This is a genomic window from Streptomyces sp. NPDC026301 (assembly GCF_055567935.1).
Genome location: NZ_JBVHPN010000002.1, coordinates 260,943 through 278,093 on the forward strand (window position 1 = coordinate 260,943; position 17,151 = coordinate 278,093).

Consider the following 17,151-nt stretch of genomic DNA (forward strand, 5'->3'; position numbering starts at 1 on the left):
TTGACGGTCGGCGCGCATGCGGCGACGGCACGTCAGCCCGCCCCGGAACGCGTCCGGAGCCCCGTCCTGCGGGGTGTACGAGAGCTGCGCGTGTCGTCAGGCCGCGAGGGCGAAGTGGGGCGGTCCCCGCCTGACGACACTGTGCTGGAGCGCGAGCTCTTCGGGTCCGGCTTTGTCATGCCCGTACGAAGCGGAAGCGCGCGGCGTAGGGTTCGCGGCGCCCAGCAGCCCGGCGCACAGCGCGCGCACGAGGCGCAGCGCGGTACGCAGCGCGCCCAGCAACGCGGCCGTCGCGGCCTCCCGCGCGGCAGGCGCGGACAGCCGTACCAGCCGCCACAGCGCGGCCTCGCCGCGGCGCAGCAGCCAGCCGGCGGCCAGCGCCGCGAGCAGGTGCCCGAGCAGCATGGGCAGCGAGGGCAGCAGCCCGGCGAGGGAACCGAAGTCGAAGTGGTGCACGGCGGCGGACAGTCCGGAGTGGGCACCGGAGCCGGCGCCGCTAGCCGTAGCACCGTGCCCGGCCATGTCATGTCCGGCCGCGGCGTGCGCCGCGTGGGTGGCCGCGGCGGGGCCGATCCCGGCCCCGGCGAGCATCTGCCGCGCCTGCGCGGCGTCCAGCCGCCCGGTGCCGAACCCGCAGGTCATCTGGCGGGCGAGCCCGATCGCCGCGTGGTCGCTCAGGCCGCGTACGCCGTCGGCCGGCAGCTGTACGGCCATGCCGCGCTGTCCGGCCATGAAGAGCGCGTGCAGCGCGAGCTGTCCGAAGGCGAGGGCGACGGCGATGCCCGGCAGCGTGCGTTCGCGGCCGGCGAGGGGGGCTGCGACGGCCAGTACACCGACGCAGCCCGCGCCCAGCGTCCACAGCGGGACGGTGGCGCAGGAGCCGATCATGTGTCCCGCGGCGGCCAGCGCGACGCAGGCCGCGGTGAACACCGCGGCCCTGAGCAACCGCAGATCGGCCGCGGCGCGCCCCTCGGGAGTATGCATGGCGTCCGCCATCATCCCACTGCGCGTACCGGACGCCTACGGCAGGGCGGGCGGTCCCGGACAGCAGATACCGGGCGGGGTATGAGGGATCAGGTACCCGGCGGGGTATAGGGAAAGAGAGGCAAAGAGAGCGCGCGCGGCCGTCCAGAGGCCGTAGCCGCTTCCGGACATTCCGGCGGCCCGCCGGGTGGACGATCCGGCGGTGGCTACGGGCATCCAGACGGCGATGCCGCCCACGTATTCGAGCGGGTGTTCCCGACCGGCCACCCGCCGACAATCAGTAGAAAGTTGCAAACGGTCGTAGACGGACAGTAAGCGGTTTCAAACGGTCATCCGATGCGGGGTGCACATGCCCCGTGACCAGGGCGGTCGGCACGGCGGCGGCCCGTGTGCCCGGAGAACCCGCGGGAGATCGGCTGGAGTCCGGCTACCGCAATTGCAGGGGCGCGCGCAGGGGCGCGCCCACGGGCCTTTTACACCGGTACGCTCAATGGCCGCGTCCGCCGAATGGGCGGAGTCACGTCAAACCCACGCTTACCGACCATGGAGCGCGGCAATACGTATCGATATGTCGAGCCGCGGCCAGGAGGCTGGAGCGATGAGCATCTGGTGGTCCCTCCATCTTCGGCGGGAGGCAGCGAGCGTGCCGCTCGCGCGCCGGCTGCTGCTGGGGACGATGGAGACCGCGGGCGTCGACCCGGACGTCTGTTACGACCTTTCGCTCGCCCTCTCCGAAGCCTGCGCGAACGCGGTCGAGCACGGGGACGGCGCCGCCGAGGAGTACCGCGTCACGGCCTTCATCGACGGCGACACATGCCGCATCGAGGTGACGGACTCCGGCCCGGGATTCCAGGACCGGCCCACGGGCCCCGGGCCCCGCGACCGTTCGCCGCGGACGGAGCCCGCAGTGACCCGCCGCCACACCCCCGCCCCCGCCCAGGCCGAGCACGGACGGGGGCTCTTCTTGATCGAGGCCCTCACCGACCAGGTCCGGTACCGCAACCGGACGGGGCGCCGGGGCGCGGTGGTCAGCTTCGACAAGATCCTGAAGTGGCGCGAGGGCGCGCTGCTGCAGATGCCGTGACGTTTCGCCGGGCGCGGTGACGGCAGCCGCACGCGGCTTGCCGTAAAGCCCGTGAAGCCCTGACCAGGCATCCCGCAGTGATCTACGCTGAACTCCCGGGTACGGGGCGGGGGATGAACTCCCGCGTACGGGGCGGGGGGATGAACTCCCGCGTACACAACGGGAGCCGAACTCCCGTTCCGTGCAAGGCGGGAGGGGGAAACGGGTGAACGGCGAGCATCCCGTGGGCGGCGGCAACGACGTCCGGGCCATGGGCCAGGGCCGGGTCTACCAGGCGTCCGGCGACCAGCACATCATCGAGCACCACCACCATGGCTCCGAGGGCGGCGGTCCCGGCGGCGGGGGTGCGTGGTCCGGTCTGGACTCGGTCCGCTGGCCCTCCGTGGGCCGCGCGCCCACCGTGCTGCGCGACCGCACCGAACTGATGGACCGCCTGCGGTCCGCGGTCGGCTCCGACGCGGGTGGCCAGGTCTATGTCCTGCACGGCCTCGGCGGCTGCGGCAAGACGGCCGTCGCGTACACCCTCTTCCAGTACGCGACGTCCGAGGCGGGCCGCGTCGGCCTCTGGGTGAACGCCTCCGACACGGCGTCCCTCCGCGCGGGCATGCTCGCGGTGGCCGCGGACCGCGGCGCGGGCGACGGCGAACTGACGGCGGCCCGCAGCGGTCTGCGCGCGGCAGCCGACCTGGTCTGGGACCACCTCGACCGCTCCGACCGCCCATGGCTCCTGGTCCTCGACAACGCGGACGACCCCGCGGTCCTCCGCGACGGCGGCTGGCTCCGCACAAGCCCCCGCGGCACGGTCCTGGTCACCACCCGCCAGGCGGCCCGCCACTGGTGGCCGGGCGCGGAGCTGCTGCAACTGGGCGTACTGCCACGGGAGGACGCGGCACGGGTCCTGTGCGATCTGGCACCGGAGGCGGGCACGCTGGAAGAGGCCGAGGCCGTCGCCGAACGCCTCGGCCGGCTCCCTCTGGCCCTCACCCTGGCAGGCGGCTTCCTCGCCCACCAGGTCATCGACCCCTGGACGATGGCCCAGTACGGCCGCAATCTGGACGGCGGCGAGGGCGTGGACCCGATAGAGCTGCTGGACCAGGGGGCCGAGGCCGGGGGCGGTGACTCGCGTCATCTGGTGAGCAGCACCTGGCAGTTCTCCCTCAACGCCCTGGTGAGACAGGGTCTCCCCGAAGCCGTCACCCTGCTCCGGCTCCTGTCGTGCTGGGCGGGCGACCCGCTGCCCCTGTCCCTGCTGTCCGGGATCGACATGGGGGACGAACTCCCGGCGCGCCGCGTCGAGCTTGCCCTTCGGGGGCTGCTCGATCAGTCGCTGTCGGAGCTCGTTCCCGGGACGCTGCGCTGTCTTCGTAGCCATGGGGTGCTGCTCGACAGTGTGTGGCGGGACACGGCTCCCGGGCAGCGAGAAGAGCTGGCCGTAGCGGCAGCCCGGCAGCTGCTCGCGGTGCTTCCGGAGGCACCGCAGCGCGGCGATGTCGATCCCCGTACGAGCCTGCTCGCACCGCATGCGCTGGGATTGCTCCGACGGGTCGTCGGACAGCCCGGTGTGGGGCGCTCGACCGTGCAGACGGTCGCCGAGTCGTTGTTGCGCCTGGTGGTGGCCTTGCACCGGGCCGGCGACTACGCCCCCGCGCTGACCGTGGCGCAGACCGCGGTAGAGCTGGGGGCACTGCGGCTGGGCAGGGACGACCCCGCGGTCCTGCGGCTCCGGCAGCGCGTGGGGCGGGCCTTGTTCCGGCTCGGCAGGTTCGAAGAGGCGGAAACGGTGCACCGCGAGGCACTGGCGGATTGCGAGCGCCAAGGGCTCGATGCGGAGGTCTGGGAAAGCTGTCTCGGACTGTCGCGAGTCCTGTGCCAGAAGGGCGAACTGTCCGAGGGGGACGCATTGGTGCGGCGCGCCGTGGAGGGCCGTACAGCAGCACTCGGCCCGGACCACGCCTTGACACTCCGGGCAAGAACGGACCTGATCGAGATCCACGACGACACGCGGCTGGAGCAGGACACGAGAGCAGGAGCGGAACTGGTCGTGGACTGTGAACGAGCCTTCGGGCCACGTCACCAGATCACCCTGTTCGCGAAGCAGAGTTACGCACTCGTCCTGTTCTTCGCTGGGAGGGCGGCCGATGCCCTCCCGCTCGCCCGTGAGGTGTTCGCCGCGTACGAGAGCTCCTTCGAGCCGACGTACCAGATCACGCTGTCGGCCAGGACCCTCCTGGCCAGGGTCCTCGCCGCGCTCGGCGAACGAGCCGAGGCGATCGAGCAGGCGCAGGCGGTGGTCGAGGGACAGGCACGCTCGCTCGGTCCTCTGCACCCCTGGACGTTGGAGTCGGGCGAGCGGCTTGCGCAGTTCAGGACCATGTAACGCGCAAGCGCCCCAGGCGCGCCCCCATGCCGAGTCCCCCGTGCTCGGCGTCCCCCGGTGGGCGCGCCTCAGGGCGCAGCCGCTAACGCGAGGTGACTCGCGTTAGAGGTCTGGACAATACTTGTTGTGATCGATCGCTGGCAATCCGGAGTGCCTTCATGAGCACAGCGCAGCACCCCCCGGGCCGGTCCCGCCCCGGGGGCCGCACCGCACGTACGCGTACCGCCGTGCTCGCCGCCGTCTTCGACGAGCTGGGGGACAAGGGGTTCGCCGCGCTGTCGATGGAGCGCGTCGCGCAGCGGTCGGGCGTGCACCAGGCGACGATCTACCGGCGCTGGCGCACCGTGGAGGGCCTGGTCTGCGCGCTGCTGACCGAGCGCAGCGGGAGCAACCCGGTGCCCGACACCGGCTCGCTCTGCGGCGACCTGCGCGCGCTGGCCCGCGGCATCGCCGAGTTCTACGAGGACGCGCGCAACCGGGCGATGATCGAAGCGGTGGTCTCCGCCGCGGCCCGCGACCCGCGGGCGGAGGAAACGCTGCGGAAGTTCTTCGACGACCGGCTGGGCGTGGCGGGCGTCCTGGCGCGGCGCGCGGTGGACCGCGGTGAGCTGCCGCCCGGTACGGACGCGGAGGCGGTCGTCGGCGCCCTCGGCGCGCCGTTCTACTACCGGATGCTGATCGTGCGCCGGCCGGTGGACCTGGAGCTCGTGGAGTCGGCCACGCTCGCGACATACGCGGCGGCCAAGGCGGGCGCGTACGTCCGTACCGGAGAAGCGCAGGCCCGGGCGCAAGTACAAGCACAACGGGTGGGCGTTCCTGGGAACGCCCACCCGTAAGTGCGTCAGCCGACTGCCTGCCGGCCGTCGGCGCGGATCAGCCCTTCACGCGCGCCACCGAAGGTCAGCCCTTCACGCGCGCCATCCACGCCTCGACCTCGTCCGAGCGGCGCGGGAGGGCCGCCGAAAGGTTTCGGTTGCCGTCCGCGGTGACGAGGATGTCGTCCTCGATGCGGATGCCGATACCGCGGTACTCCTCCGGCACGGTCAGGTCGTCGGCCTGGAAGTACAGCCCCGGCTCGACGGTCAGGACCATGCCCGGCTCCAGCGTGCCGTTCACGTACGCCTCGGTGCGCGCTGCCGCGCAGTCGTGGACGTCCAGGCCGAGCATGTGGCCCGTGCCGTGCAGGGTCCAGCGGCGCTGCAGGCCCAGCTCCAGTACGCGCTCGACCGGGCCCTCGACCAGGCCCCACGCCACGAGGTGCTCGGTGAGCACGCGCTGCGCGGCGTCGTGGAAGTCGCGGAAGCCCGCGCCCGGCTTCACCGCCGCGATGCCCGCCTCCTGCGCCGCGTACACCGCGTCGTAGATCTTGCGCTGGAGGTCCGAGTAACGGCCGTTGATCGGCAGCGTGCGGGTGACGTCCGCGGTGTAGAGGGACGTCGTCTCCACACCGGCGTCGAGCAGGAGCAGGTCGCCGGAGCGGACCTCGCCGTTGTTGCGTACCCAGTGCAGGGTGCAGGCGTGCGGGCCCGCGGCGCAGATCGAGCCGTAGCCGACGTCGTTGCCCTCGACGCGGGCGCGGAGGAAGAACGTTCCCTCGATGTAGCGTTCGCTGGTCGCCTCGGCCTTGTCCAGGACCTTCACGACGTCCTCGAAGCCGCGGACCGTGGAGTCGACGGCCTTCTGCAGCTCGCCGATCTCGAAGTCGTCCTTGATCACGCGGGCTTCGGAGAGGTACACGCGCAGCTCTTCGTCGCGCTCGGCGGTGACCTTGTCGGTCAGCGCCGCCTCGATGCCGGCGTCGTGACCGCGCACGACGCGGACCGGACCGGTGGCCTCCTTGAGCGCGTCGGCCAGCTCCCGCACGTCCTTGCAGGGCATGCCGTACAGCAGCTCGGCCTCGGTGAGGCTGTGCCGGCGGCCGACCCACAGCTCGCCCATGCCGTTCAGCCAGAACTCGCCGTTCTCGCGGTCGGAGCGGGGCAGGCGGTACAGCGTCGCGTCGTGCCCGTCCGCTCCGTCCGCTCCGTCCGCGCCGTCGGCTGCGTCCGCTCCGTCCGTACGCGGCTCCAGGACGAGGACGCTGTCGTCGGTCTGGTCACCGGTGAGGTAGACGTACTCGGTCGCGGCACGGAAGTCGTACTCGGTGTCGTTGGAGCGCGTCTTGAGATTGCCCGCGGGGATCACCAGGCGCTCGCCGGGGAACCGGCGGGAGAGCGCGGCGCGCCGCTCGGCGGCGTTCGCGGCCTGCTCGATGGGCTTGAGGTCGCGCAGTTCCGTGTCGGCCCAGCCGGACTTCATGTTCTCGGCGAGCTCGTCGGAAACGCCCGGGTAAAGGCCGTTCTTGCGCTGCTTGATCGGCTGCTCGTCCTCGTCCGGGGTTTCCGGAGTGAGCTCGTCGGCCACGGTGCCTCCTCGTCATTATGGGACGCATTCCATCGTATGTGCGGAAGGAAGGCGGTCCAGAGGCGGGAAGCTGTGACCTGTCAGGCACTCCGGCCCGGGGCCGGGTGACCTCCGGCCCGGCGCGTGCCTACGGGGGCGGGGCCTCGGCCCGGCGCGTGCCTGCCTACGGGGCCAGGCCTCGGTCCGGCGGCGCGCCCACAGGGGCCGGCAGCGCGCCCACAGGGCCCGGACCTCGCCCCGCCCACCTGCCCACCGGCTCACCCCTCGAAGCGGACCGCCAGCAGTACCACGTCCTCCGGCGAGCTCTCGTCCGTCAGCCCCTGGGGCAGCAGCGCGCGGACGAGGTGGTCGACGAGGGCCTCCGGGTCCTGGCGTACGGATTTGGGCAGGGCGGCCGCCGCGGCGTGCAGCCGGGAGAAGGCGCGGTCCACCGGCTCCCCGGTGCGGTGCAGCAGCCCGTCGCTGTACAGGAGAAGGGTTTCTCCGGGGAGCGGTTCGAACTCCACGCTCGGCGCCTCCCAGCACGCGAGCATGCCCAGCGGCGCGGACAGCGAGGTCTCCACGAACTCCGTGCGGTGCTCGCCGATGATCAGCGGCGGGCAGTGGCCCGCCCCGGCCAGCACGATCTTGTGGGCCGGCGGCCCGCCGAGCGGGTCGGCCACCGGCGGCTCGGCGAACGCGAACAGCGCCGTCGCGCTGCGCGCCGGCTCGGTCAGCCGCAGCAGCAGTTCGAGGTCGGAGAGGACCGCGACCGGGTCCTCGCCCTCCATGACCGCGTACGCGCGCAGCGAGGCCCGCAGCCGCCCCATGGCGGCGACCGCGCTCGGCCCGGAGCCGGTGACGGAGCCGACGGACAGGCTCAGCGCGCCGTCCGGGAGCGGCAGCGCGTCGTACCAGTCGCCGCCGCCGTACGGCCCGGCGGCGTGCCGTACGGCGAGCCGCACGCCGGGCGCCCGCGGCAGCCGGGCGGGCAGCAGCTCGGCGCGCAGGGTCTGCTCGGCGTGGCGCCGGCGGTGCAGTTCGATGAGGCGGGAGACGTGCCGGGTGGCGTAGGCGCGGTACAGGCCGAGCAGGCGGCGCCCGCGCTCGCTGGGCTCGGCGGGCTCGTCGTAGAGCCAGACCACGGCCCCGAGGGGACGGCCGGCTCGCTCGGTCCCTTGGGGGCCGTCGGCCGGCGGGTCGGTGATCAGCGGTACCGCGTAGCTCGCCGCATACCCGAGGCGGGCGGCGACCTCGCGCAACCGGGGGTCGAGGCCGGGCTCGCCGGCGAGGTCGGGCTGCGCGAGCTCGGCGGGGACACCGGTACTCCCACCGGTACTCCCACCGGGCGGCGGCTGCCCGGCGACGTCCGCGCCCGCTTCCGCGCCCGCGCCCGGACCCGCTTCCGTGCCCGCGCACGCGCCCGCTTCCGCGCCCCCACTCCCGTCCCTGCCTCCGCCCCCCTCCGGAGCCGTCCGCAGCCCGTCCAGGATGCGGCCCAGCGGCATCGCGCGGCGCGGGACGGTCTCGAGGTGGCCGATGTCCGCGGGGCCGAGGCCCAGGCCGACGGTGGTCTCGGGGCCGAGGCCGTCGGGCGGTTCGAGGGTGACCAGGCCGCGGCGGGCGCCGACGAGGGCGGCACCGGCCCGCAGCAGTTCGTGGAGCGCCGCCTCCAGGGTGTCCGTACGGGCCAGCCGACCGGTGAGGTCGTGGAGGGCGGTGAGGTCGGAGGCACGGGCGGCCAGCCGCTCATGGGCGGCGGCGAGTTGAGCGAACGGACGGGTCTCCGGGGTGGCGGGGGCCGCAGTGTGCGCCGGGGCCGGAAGAGTGGGTTCGATTCCGGCCACTTTCGGGACGTGGGGGGTTGTCATGGCCGGCGGCTTACGTCGACCCGGACGTCATCCGAGGTGGAGGCGTCGTCCGGGGAGGTTCGCGGTGGTTTTGTGCGAGCAATTGTCTGATTTGCCCGCCAGATGTTTACGCTCAATAGCATCGCAAACCCCCATGTCATGCTGCTCCGCTATCAATGGGATCCACATGTACACGCACCGTTGTTGCGTGTCCAGCATTGCCCTGGTGAGGATTATGGTGTCAGTGTGGCGAACAGGTTGGCCGAAAAATAGCCCCTGGAAGGTCAATTTGCGGTCGACTGACGGCGATCAACAGCGCGTCATCTCCACCATGGGGGTACGTACTCGGATAGGTGCGGGGCCAGTTGGGGCCGTGCCGGAACTCTCCGAAGGGCGCGGGCGTCTTACGCGGTGACGACCGGGCCGCACCCCCACGTGGCGGGATTGCACCACAGGACAGCAAGCGCCATGCGCGCGCCACCCCCCGCCATGTTCCACGCTCGGCGTACGGCGTGATGCGCTGTCTTGTACGCGCAGTGACGACTGATCCACGTGGTGTGATCCGCGCCCGACGCGGCGGCGCACCGTACAGCGGCATGAACCGGCATGTAGTGCGATGGACATGGCCCTCGGCGTTTACGGAAAGGAACGAGCGCTCATGCGCGAGATCCTCGGAAGGCGACGCAAGTTCCAGTTCCGGCGCGGCGGACGGTCGGCACTGCTCGGCGCGGCGCTCCAGTGCGCCACCGAGTGGGGCTGGCCCGTGCTCCCCGGCGTCGGACTGCGTTCGGGCGGCAAGGCCGCCCGCGGTGCACAGCAGCAGCGGCCCTGCGGCTGCCCCGACCCGGACTGTGCGGTGCCCGGAGCACATCCCTTCGACCCCGGCCTGCTGGCCGCCACGACCGACGCGCGAATGGTGCGCTGGTGGTGGACGAACCGCCCGGACGCGCCGGTCGTACTGGCCACGGGCGGCAAGGCGCCGTGCGCCGTGAGCCTGCCGGCCGTGGCGGGCGCGCGGGCGCTCGCCGAGCTGGACCGTACGGGCGTGGCGGTCGGCCCGGTCGTGGCGACCCCGACCCGCTGGACGCTCCTGGTCGCGCCGTACTCCCTGCCCGAGCTGGGCGAATTGCTGTACGCGCAGGACCTGGTGCCCAGCTCGCTGCGTTTCCACGGAGAGGGCGGCTACATCGTCCTGCCGCCGTCGCAGACCGGCGCGGGCAAGGTGCGCTGGGAGCGCCCGCCGGCCGCGCGTGCCTCGGCAGCGCGCTCCGGCGCACCCTGGCTCCCGGACGTCGCCACGGTGGTGGACGCGCTGGTGGAGGCGAGCGCCGGCGCGCCGGGCGGCGGCAGCAGGCTCGCGTACTGACCGCACTCCCGCTCCCACACCCACACCCCCCACAGAACCGTTTCAGTCGCCCCGGCATCGCCCCCTCGTACCCCGCACGGATGTCACGGCGCGCGGAAGATTCACTCGTACGGGTGTGAGCGAGGCGTCCATTCTCGGGAAACGGGTGCGAGGCCCCCGAGAGGGCGCCCCGTCCTCGATATGTTCGGCCCACCGTCCAGCCGTTCGGGGTGCCCGGCGGCCCTCCACGTGCGTGGCGGAGGCCCACCGGACCTCCCGGAGGCGTATCCAGAGCCCGTGCGCGGTCCCCGGTCACCGGGGCGGCCCGCGCGCTCTCAACCGCAGGTGGGTCCCATGGTTCGCGAGTCGAACGTCCGCATGATCGCGCTCGCGAGCACCATCGCGCTCGCCCTCACCCTGCCGCTGGCCGCCGCCATCGCCGGCCCCTCGGGGCCCGGCGAACCGGCGCCCGGGGCGAAGCCGTCCGCGTCGTCGCAATCCGGCGGCGAGACCGCCGGCCGGCCTGCCGGGCAGGCCACCGCCGGGCGGGCCGCTGAACTGCCGCCGGGCACTCCCCGGGGCTCGGCGCAGGACGCCCCGCTGCCCGGCCGTCACGGGCCCGCGCAGGACGGCGCCCGGCACAGCGCCATGGCGGGGAACGCCGCGGCGCGGGCCGGCGACAAGCCCGATGCCCTGCTGAGGGACCTCGGGCTCGGATTCGGCGGGGGCGCGGGCGACGGCCGCACGGCCCGCTGCGGCCCCGAACTCTCCTCGCCGCACGGCATCCGTGCGCAGACCTGTGTGGTGGCCGAGGACGGCCGCACGAGGGGCGTCCTGTACTACCGCAACACCTCGGGCGTCCCGCTGCGCGCGGTGCTGACCCTGATGCGGCCGGACGGCCGGACCGTACAGACGCACTGCGCGCTGCCGGCGGCGGACGAGCCCGGTACGTGCGCGACGCCGTCCGGGGCGACGGTACGGGGGAGCGCGCCGTACGCGGCGGTCGCGGAGGTCGCGGACGTACAAAGTGATCGGCTGCTGCTGCGGGCGGGGAGCAACTCCGCGCCGCCCGAGGCGGATTCGGCCCGCTGAGCGAGTCCGGTCCGAAGCCGGACCGGGTCCGGACATGGAAGCGCCCGGTCGCTGGCGACGGGGGATGCACCAGCGACCGGGCTCCTAGAACGGTAACAAGAGATCGGCCGTTCGCAAATTCGATCGCGGAATTCCGGACGCTGTTTTACCGGCGGGTACGGCCGGTGTGACCGGAGTCACCGCAAACGTTTCAGGCGCGGTTACTGTCAGCTCAGCGTCACCTGACGGTTGGTGAGCCCGCCGCGCGCCCGGCGCTCGGCCGGCGTGAGGGGCGCGTCCGTGGCGAGCGCCTCCGCCAGCCGCTCGCCGAACTCCGTGGCCGGCTTGGTGATCTCCTCGGCGGTCAGGTCCGTCGGCAGGTCCCAGACCGGTACGACCAGGCCGTGCGCCCGGAACGAACCGACCAGCCGGGTGCCCTCGCCCAGCGAGGAGGCGTCCGCGGCGTGCAGCCGGGCGAGCGCGTCCAGCAGCTGCTCCTCGGGGTGGTCCATCACCCAGCGCAGGTGGTTCTTCTCGCCCGCGTCGCACCAGTACGCGCCCGTGAGGCCGGCCAGGCGGGCGGTGGGGAGGGCGGCCGCGTTGGCCCGCTCCAGGGAAGCGGCGACCTCGCCCGTGGCGTTCTCGGCGTTCTCGATCCAGAACTCGAAGCCGCTGTGCACGGTGGGCTCGAAGGCCGCGTCCCGGTCCAGCAGGTCCTGCAGGCGCGGGCCGTCGGCGGGGGCCCGGCCCGCCGCGACCGGGGTGCCCGGCTCGGCGGCCAGCGCGCGCTGGAGGGTGTCGGCGAGGTCGCGGCTGAGGTCGCCGGACGCGGTGTCGTTCTGCAGGCCGAGCAGTACCGAACCGTCGTCGCGGCGCAGCGCGGGCCAGGCCATCGGCAGTACGGTCGCCAGCGTCACCGAGGGAACGCCCTCGGGCAGGCCGTCCTTCAGGGCCAGCTCGGCGGTGGCGGCCGGCACGAGCTCGCGCAGCGCCACCCAGTCGCACTCGCCCGGCAGGCCCTCGAAGGGGCGCTGCACCAGCTCGGTCACCGCGTGCGCCGCGGCCCGTCCGTGGCATGCCTTGTAACGGCGGCCGGACCCGCAGGGGCAGGGCTCGCGGGCGCCGACGACCGGCACCTCGCCGTCCGTGATCTGCGGGGTGACGGCCTTGGTCTGGGGACGGCGCTTCTTGCCCATGGCGAGGGGTTCTCCTGGTCGTTCCGACGCGTGTCGGCGCGAGCCTAGGGCATGTGCCGCGTCCTGGCCCGGCCTTGGTGTCGGCGCCGACCCGGCCCCGGGACCCGGCGTCGGCCATGGCCCCAGCGTGCCGCGCACGCGCCGCGCGCACGGCGCGCCAAGCGCCGCTCATGCGCGGCGCTACGCCGGCTCGTCCAGATCCGCCAGGGCCTTCGTCAGCTCGGCCGGGAGGCCTGCCGCGAGATCCATACGGGTCGCGAAGGCGTCGTGCAGCGACAGCGTCGCCCACACCGTGACCTCGCCGTGCCCGTCCCGTACGCCCCAGTCCTTGGCGAGCGAGCGGATGATGGCCAGTCCCCGGCCGCCGCGCGCGGTGACCGAGGGAGTGGCTGGAAGTGGTCGGGTCGGGCCACCGCCGTCGGTGACCGAAACGGTCAACTGGCCTCGCGCGTCGATGCGCCAGGCGGCCCGCACCGCATTGCCTTCGCCATCCGGTGAGCCGTCCGCGCATATCGGACGCGCGTGTCTGCAGGAATTGCTGAGCAGTTCGGAAAGAATGAGTACGGCGTCGTCGACGACCGTGTCCTGAACTCCACTTGTCAGCAGCTCATCGCGCATACGCCGCCTGGCCGAGCCCACGCCCGCAGGACCATGGGGTACGGCCATGGTCGACGACGTCGGCACCTCCTGTGCCACCACCAACGCCACCCCCGAGACCTCCTTTGCCCCACGCCACGGGATGAATGCCCCATTGGGATGGACCGGAAACCGGCCAATCCGTGTCCGGTGACGCACTCGGGACGATCAGCCACGGTCTGAATGCGCCGGTGCACTCCCTGTGAACAATGAGCGGCCGACGTGTCCGCTCAGGGATTTCCCGGACCGCCGTTTATCAGTTGTCGTCCCTTACGTCAGATACAGCAGATTCCTCACCTGCTTGGGGCGATTCGTAATGATTGCGTCCACTCCCAGCTCGCGGCAGAGGGCGACATCCGCCTCCTCGTTCACGGTCCACACATGCACCTCGTGCCCCGCGTGGTGCGCCTTGGCCACGTAATCGGGGTGCGCGCGCAGTATCCGGATGCTGGGCCCGGCGATCCGCACCCCCGGAGGCAGCCGTCCTTCCCGGTGCCGGGGGGTGATGAACTGCATGAGGTACACGGCGGGCACGGCCGGGGCCGCGGCCCGTACGCGCTGCAGGGAGCGGGCCGAGAAGCTCATGACGCGGACGGCCGACGGCGTGCCGGACGGCGGCTTGGTGTGCCCGAACCGCTCCAGCAGCTCGACCAGCCGCTCCTCGACCTGGCCGGCCCAGCGCGTCGGGTGCTTGGTCTCGATGGCCAGCTCCACCCGGCGGTCGGCGTCGGCGACCAGCTCCAGCAGCCGCTCCAGGGTCAGTACGGACGTACGCTCGGTATCGCCCGCGGCTTCGTGGTCGCTGCCCTGCTCCGGGTGGCGGCCGTCGGGCGCCTCGCCGGCCGCGTCGTCCTTCCAGGAGCCGAAGTCCAGCGCGGCCAGATCGGACAGCTCCAGGGCGGAGACGGCGCCGCGTCCGTTGGAGGTGCGGTTGATCCGGCGGTCGTGCACGCACACGAGGTGGCCGTCGGCGGTCAGCCGGACGTCGCACTCCAGGGCGTCAGCGCCGTCCTCGATGGCTTTGCGGTACGCGGCCAGCGTGTGTTCCGGGGCGTCCTCGGAGGCCCCGCGGTGTGCGACGACGGAAATGGCGGGCGAGTCGGGGTGGACACCTTGTACCGAGCGCGCAGTGGTCACCGAGTTATCGTGCCATCGCGCGGTGACGGGCCGTCGGGTCGGCACCTGAAGCATTGCCAGGAGATGCGCTGAGCATTACCAGGAGGTGCGCCGCAAATGTCCGGGATAAAGGATGAAGGCAAGGACACAGCCTCGGCTTACGGTGCCCTGACGCCCCGTGGGAAAGGCTTGAACCGGACACTCCCGTATAACGTCACGCCGACATGTCACCGTCAAGCCGATACGCCACGCATCGCTCGAACATGCCGGCCCCGTCATCGGGCCGGAATGGTCAGGAAGCTGAGGAGAGAGCTGTGAGCACCGAGAACGAGGGCGCCGCCGTCCCGCCGGAGGCGGAGCCGCAGGCACCCGCCGGGGCCCAGGGGTCGGCCGCGCCTGCGTCCGGCGCGCAGGCTCCGCACGCGCCCCAGGAGTCGGCCGCGCCTGCCTCCGGCGCGCAGGCTCCGCACACGCCCCGGACCGCACCGCCCCCGCCGGTCTTCGCGCCGGAGGTCGGTTCCGATCCCGCGCCCCGCCAGTCACCGAGCGCCGGCGCGCCGACCGGCGCTCAGCCGCCCGCTCTCACCGGCGCGGACGCCGGCGCGCAGCCGCCGATGGGCGCTGGTGCCCAGCCGCCCGCGAGCGCAGGTGCTCAGCCGCCCGCGGCCCCCGGCCCCGGCCCGCAGGGCGGCCTCGCTCCCGGCCACGGCCCGCAGGGCAGCTCCGCTCCCGGCCCCGGCCCGCAGGGCGGCTCTTCGTCCGGTTCTTCGTCCGGCTCTTCGTCCGGCTCCTCCTCCGGCTGGTCGCAGGACCCGCAGCACACGGCGGCCTTCCCGCCCGTCCCGCCCGGTGGCGGTGCCCCGCACGGCGGTGGCGCCCCGCACGGTGGCGGCGCGGGCGGCTGGGGCGGCCCGCCGCAGCCCCCGTACGGCGGTGGCGGCTGGGGCGCCCCGGCCGGCCCGCCCGCCGACAAGCCGCGCCGCCGCGGCGGCCTGATCGCCGCCGTACTGGTCGCGGCGCTGGTCGCGGGCGGCGTCGGCGGCGGCATCGGCTACTGGGCCGCCGGCCAGGACGACACGGCCTCCACGACCGTCTCGGCCTCCGGCGACCCCCAGGCGCTGAACCGCAAGCCGACCTCGGTCTCCGGCATCGCCCAGCGCGCGCTGCCCAGCGTCGTGACCATAGACGCGCAGGGCGCCGGCGGCGAGGGCGGTACGGGCACCGGCTTCGTGTACGACAAGCAGGGCCACATCCTCACCAACAACCACGTCGTGGCGAGCGCCGCGGACGGCGGCAAGCTGACGGTGACGTTCTCCAACGGCAAGAAGTACGACGCCGAGGTCGTGGGCCGCGCCCAGGGCTACGACGTCGCCGTCATAAAGCTCAAGAACGCCTCCGACGCCAAGCTCAGCCCGCTCCCGCTGGGCAAGTCCGCGAACGTCGCGGTCGGCGACGCGACCATCGCCATCGGCGCCCCCTACGGCCTGTCCGGCACGGTCACCACCGGCATCGTCAGCGCCAAGGACCGCCCGGTGGCGTCCAGCGACGGCGGCGGTACGAACGCCTCGTACATGTCCGCGCTGCAGACGGACGCGTCGATCAACCCCGGCAATTCCGGCGGCCCGCTGATGGACGCCTCCGGCAACGTGATCGGCATCAACTCCGCGATCCAGTCGGCGAGCCAGGGCGGCGGCGGGTTCGGCGGCGAGAGCCAGTCCGGCAGCATCGGCCTGGGCTTCGCCATCCCGATCGACCAGGCCAAGCGGGTCGCCGACGACCTGATCCGTACGGGCAAGCCGGTCTACCCGCAGATCGGCGTGCAGGTCGGCATGCGGGAGTCCAGCGACGGCGCGACGATCGCCGACCGAGGCAACGGCGGCACGGCCGCCGTCACCCGCAACGGCCCGGCCGACAAGGCCGGCCTCAAGCCCGGCGACAAGATCACCAAGCTCGACGACACGGTCATCGACAGCGGCCCGACCCTGATCAGCGAAATCTGGCAACACCGCCCCGGCGACAAGGTAACCCTCACCTACGACCGCAACGGCAAGCAGCACACCACAGAGGTAACCCTCGGCCAACGCGTCGGCGACAGCTGACCCGGCACCGGGCCCGCGCCGGCAACAGCGGATCCCCGCGCCGGGCCCGCGCCGGAACCGCTGATACCCGCGCCCGGCCCCCCCGGAAACCGCTGACGTGCTCGAACAGCACGCCCGCCGACGCCGGCCACCGCGCTCGGACAGCGCACGGAGCGAGCTGACGCGCTACCCTGATCCCCGCGTCACCGTCGGCCGGCCGCCGACAGGTGCCGCGGGGAGGCTTGCCCGAGCGGCCTAAGGGAACAGTCTTGAAAACTGTCGTGGCGGCAACGCCACCGTGGGTTCAAATCCCACAGCCTCCGCCACAGGCCACATAACTGCAGGCCAAAAGGGGTGCCCGAGTCGAACGGGCACCCCTTTCGCGTTGATCTTGTCTCACCTCGTAACGCGTGGATCTCGCTTTGGATCAGGCCGTGTGGACCAGGCGTGGACCAGAATCAACGGTTCGAGCGCGGTGACTCGACTTCCCGCTCGCGTCGGCTGGGCGGAGAGCCACCGCTCACGCAACCTGCTGACCAGCAGGCATCTCCTGCAGCCCAACCGACCCGAAGACCGACAGGCACGCTGGGCTGCCTCCTCTTCGATCACTACCTGACCGGCTCCATCGGTGCCGTACTGAGCGGCGGGTCGCCTGGCGCCAGGGCAGCGGTCCGTCTAGTCCGGGATGTGCGTCGAGGACGGGGCGGTGCCCTCACCGGTCTCCGGGGGCGTGCCGGGCGGCACCGCGCGGGAGCGAGGACGGAGCTTGCGGACGCTCCAGGCGCTGGCGGTAAGGACGAGGGCGGCGCCCAGGCTACCGAGGAACTCGGGCAGGGCAGCACGGAGAAGGTTGTACACGGGCAGGCGACGCGCCACAGGGGCGGGGCCGACCGCGCGTCTGCTCCTTCGCGTACGAGGGGATCGTCGGCACCACGCCCCGACCCGAGGACGCTGGCGGGCGGCCCCCGTAGGCAAGAGGCCGTCTGTGCCAACGAGCAGCATGCCGGACGCGCGACCGCCACGAGGTCGGTT

The 17,151-nt window shown here is 72.9% G+C and carries 12 protein-coding genes and 1 tRNA gene; 7 read left to right on the top strand and 6 right to left on the bottom strand.

Annotated elements, in window-relative coordinates; all coding sequences use genetic code 11:
• Window positions 1-96 precede the first annotated feature (96 nt).
• Entirely contained in the window at window positions 97-984 is an 888-nt protein-coding gene (locus ACZ4MH_RS04295) for a hypothetical protein (RefSeq protein WP_351594601.1), read from the bottom strand.
• A 598-nt stretch (window positions 985-1,582) separates the two neighbouring features.
• On the opposite strand from ACZ4MH_RS04295, the gene ACZ4MH_RS04300 reads away from it, so the two are divergent.
• From ACZ4MH_RS04300 to ACZ4MH_RS04310, 3 genes are all read left to right on the top strand, one after another.
• On the top strand, window positions 1,583-2,068 hold the full coding sequence (locus ACZ4MH_RS04300) for an ATP-binding protein (protein WP_351594598.1): 486 nt from the start codon (window positions 1,583-1,585) through the stop codon (window positions 2,066-2,068).
• Window positions 2,069-2,318: 250 nt separating this feature from the next.
• Window positions 2,319-4,445 (top strand): tetratricopeptide repeat protein, encoded by a 2,127-nt coding sequence (locus tag ACZ4MH_RS04305; protein ID WP_351594665.1) that lies wholly within the window; start codon window positions 2,319-2,321, stop codon window positions 4,443-4,445.
• A 158-nt stretch (window positions 4,446-4,603) separates the two neighbouring features.
• A complete protein-coding gene (locus ACZ4MH_RS04310) occupies window positions 4,604-5,281 on the top strand; it encodes a TetR/AcrR family transcriptional regulator (protein ID WP_351594595.1) in 678 nt (225 codons plus the stop codon).
• Between the two features lie 64 nt (window positions 5,282-5,345).
• Here ACZ4MH_RS04310 and ACZ4MH_RS04315 read toward each other — a convergent pair whose 3' ends face one another.
• Entirely contained in the window at window positions 5,346-6,848 is a 1,503-nt protein-coding gene (locus ACZ4MH_RS04315; RefSeq protein WP_351594592.1) for an aminopeptidase P family protein, read from the bottom strand.
• Window positions 6,849-7,105: 257 nt separating this feature from the next.
• The gene (locus tag ACZ4MH_RS04320) at window positions 7,106-8,698 is read right to left on the bottom strand and encodes a PP2C family protein-serine/threonine phosphatase (protein ID WP_351594589.1); all 1,593 of its coding nucleotides are present in this window, start codon (window positions 8,696-8,698) and stop codon (window positions 7,106-7,108) included.
• Between the two features lie 637 nt (window positions 8,699-9,335).
• Between ACZ4MH_RS04320 and ACZ4MH_RS04325 the strand changes: the two genes are divergently transcribed.
• Window positions 9,336-10,043, top strand: coding sequence for a bifunctional DNA primase/polymerase (locus ACZ4MH_RS04325; protein WP_351594587.1), 708 nt, complete (start codon window positions 9,336-9,338; stop codon window positions 10,041-10,043).
• Window positions 10,044-10,376: 333 nt separating this feature from the next.
• The gene (locus ACZ4MH_RS04330) at window positions 10,377-11,114 is read left to right on the top strand and encodes a hypothetical protein (protein ID WP_351594585.1); all 738 of its coding nucleotides are present in this window, start codon (window positions 10,377-10,379) and stop codon (window positions 11,112-11,114) included.
• A gap of 206 nt (window positions 11,115-11,320) precedes the next feature.
• On the opposite strand, the gene ACZ4MH_RS04335 is transcribed toward ACZ4MH_RS04330, so the two are convergent.
• From ACZ4MH_RS04335 to ACZ4MH_RS04345, 3 genes are all read right to left on the bottom strand, one after another.
• Window positions 11,321-12,289, bottom strand: coding sequence for a DUF5926 family protein (locus tag ACZ4MH_RS04335; protein WP_351594582.1), 969 nt, complete (start codon window positions 12,287-12,289; stop codon window positions 11,321-11,323).
• A 180-nt stretch (window positions 12,290-12,469) separates the two neighbouring features.
• On the bottom strand, window positions 12,470-13,084 hold the full coding sequence (locus ACZ4MH_RS04340) for an ATP-binding protein (RefSeq protein WP_351594579.1): 615 nt from the start codon (window positions 13,082-13,084) through the stop codon (window positions 12,470-12,472).
• Window positions 13,085-13,195: 111 nt separating this feature from the next.
• Entirely contained in the window at window positions 13,196-14,062 is an 867-nt protein-coding gene (locus tag ACZ4MH_RS04345) for a glycerophosphodiester phosphodiesterase family protein (RefSeq protein ID WP_351594576.1), read from the bottom strand.
• 293 nt (window positions 14,063-14,355) lie between these two features.
• Between ACZ4MH_RS04345 and ACZ4MH_RS04350 the strand changes: the two genes are divergently transcribed.
• Complete coding sequence (locus ACZ4MH_RS04350; protein ID WP_467754042.1) at window positions 14,356-16,140, top strand: S1C family serine protease; 1,785 nt, start codon at window positions 14,356-14,358, stop codon at window positions 16,138-16,140.
• 215 nt (window positions 16,141-16,355) lie between these two features.
• Window positions 16,356-16,445: transfer RNA gene (locus ACZ4MH_RS04355), tRNA-Ser, on the top strand.
• The last annotated feature ends 706 nt before the right edge of the window (window positions 16,446-17,151 follow it).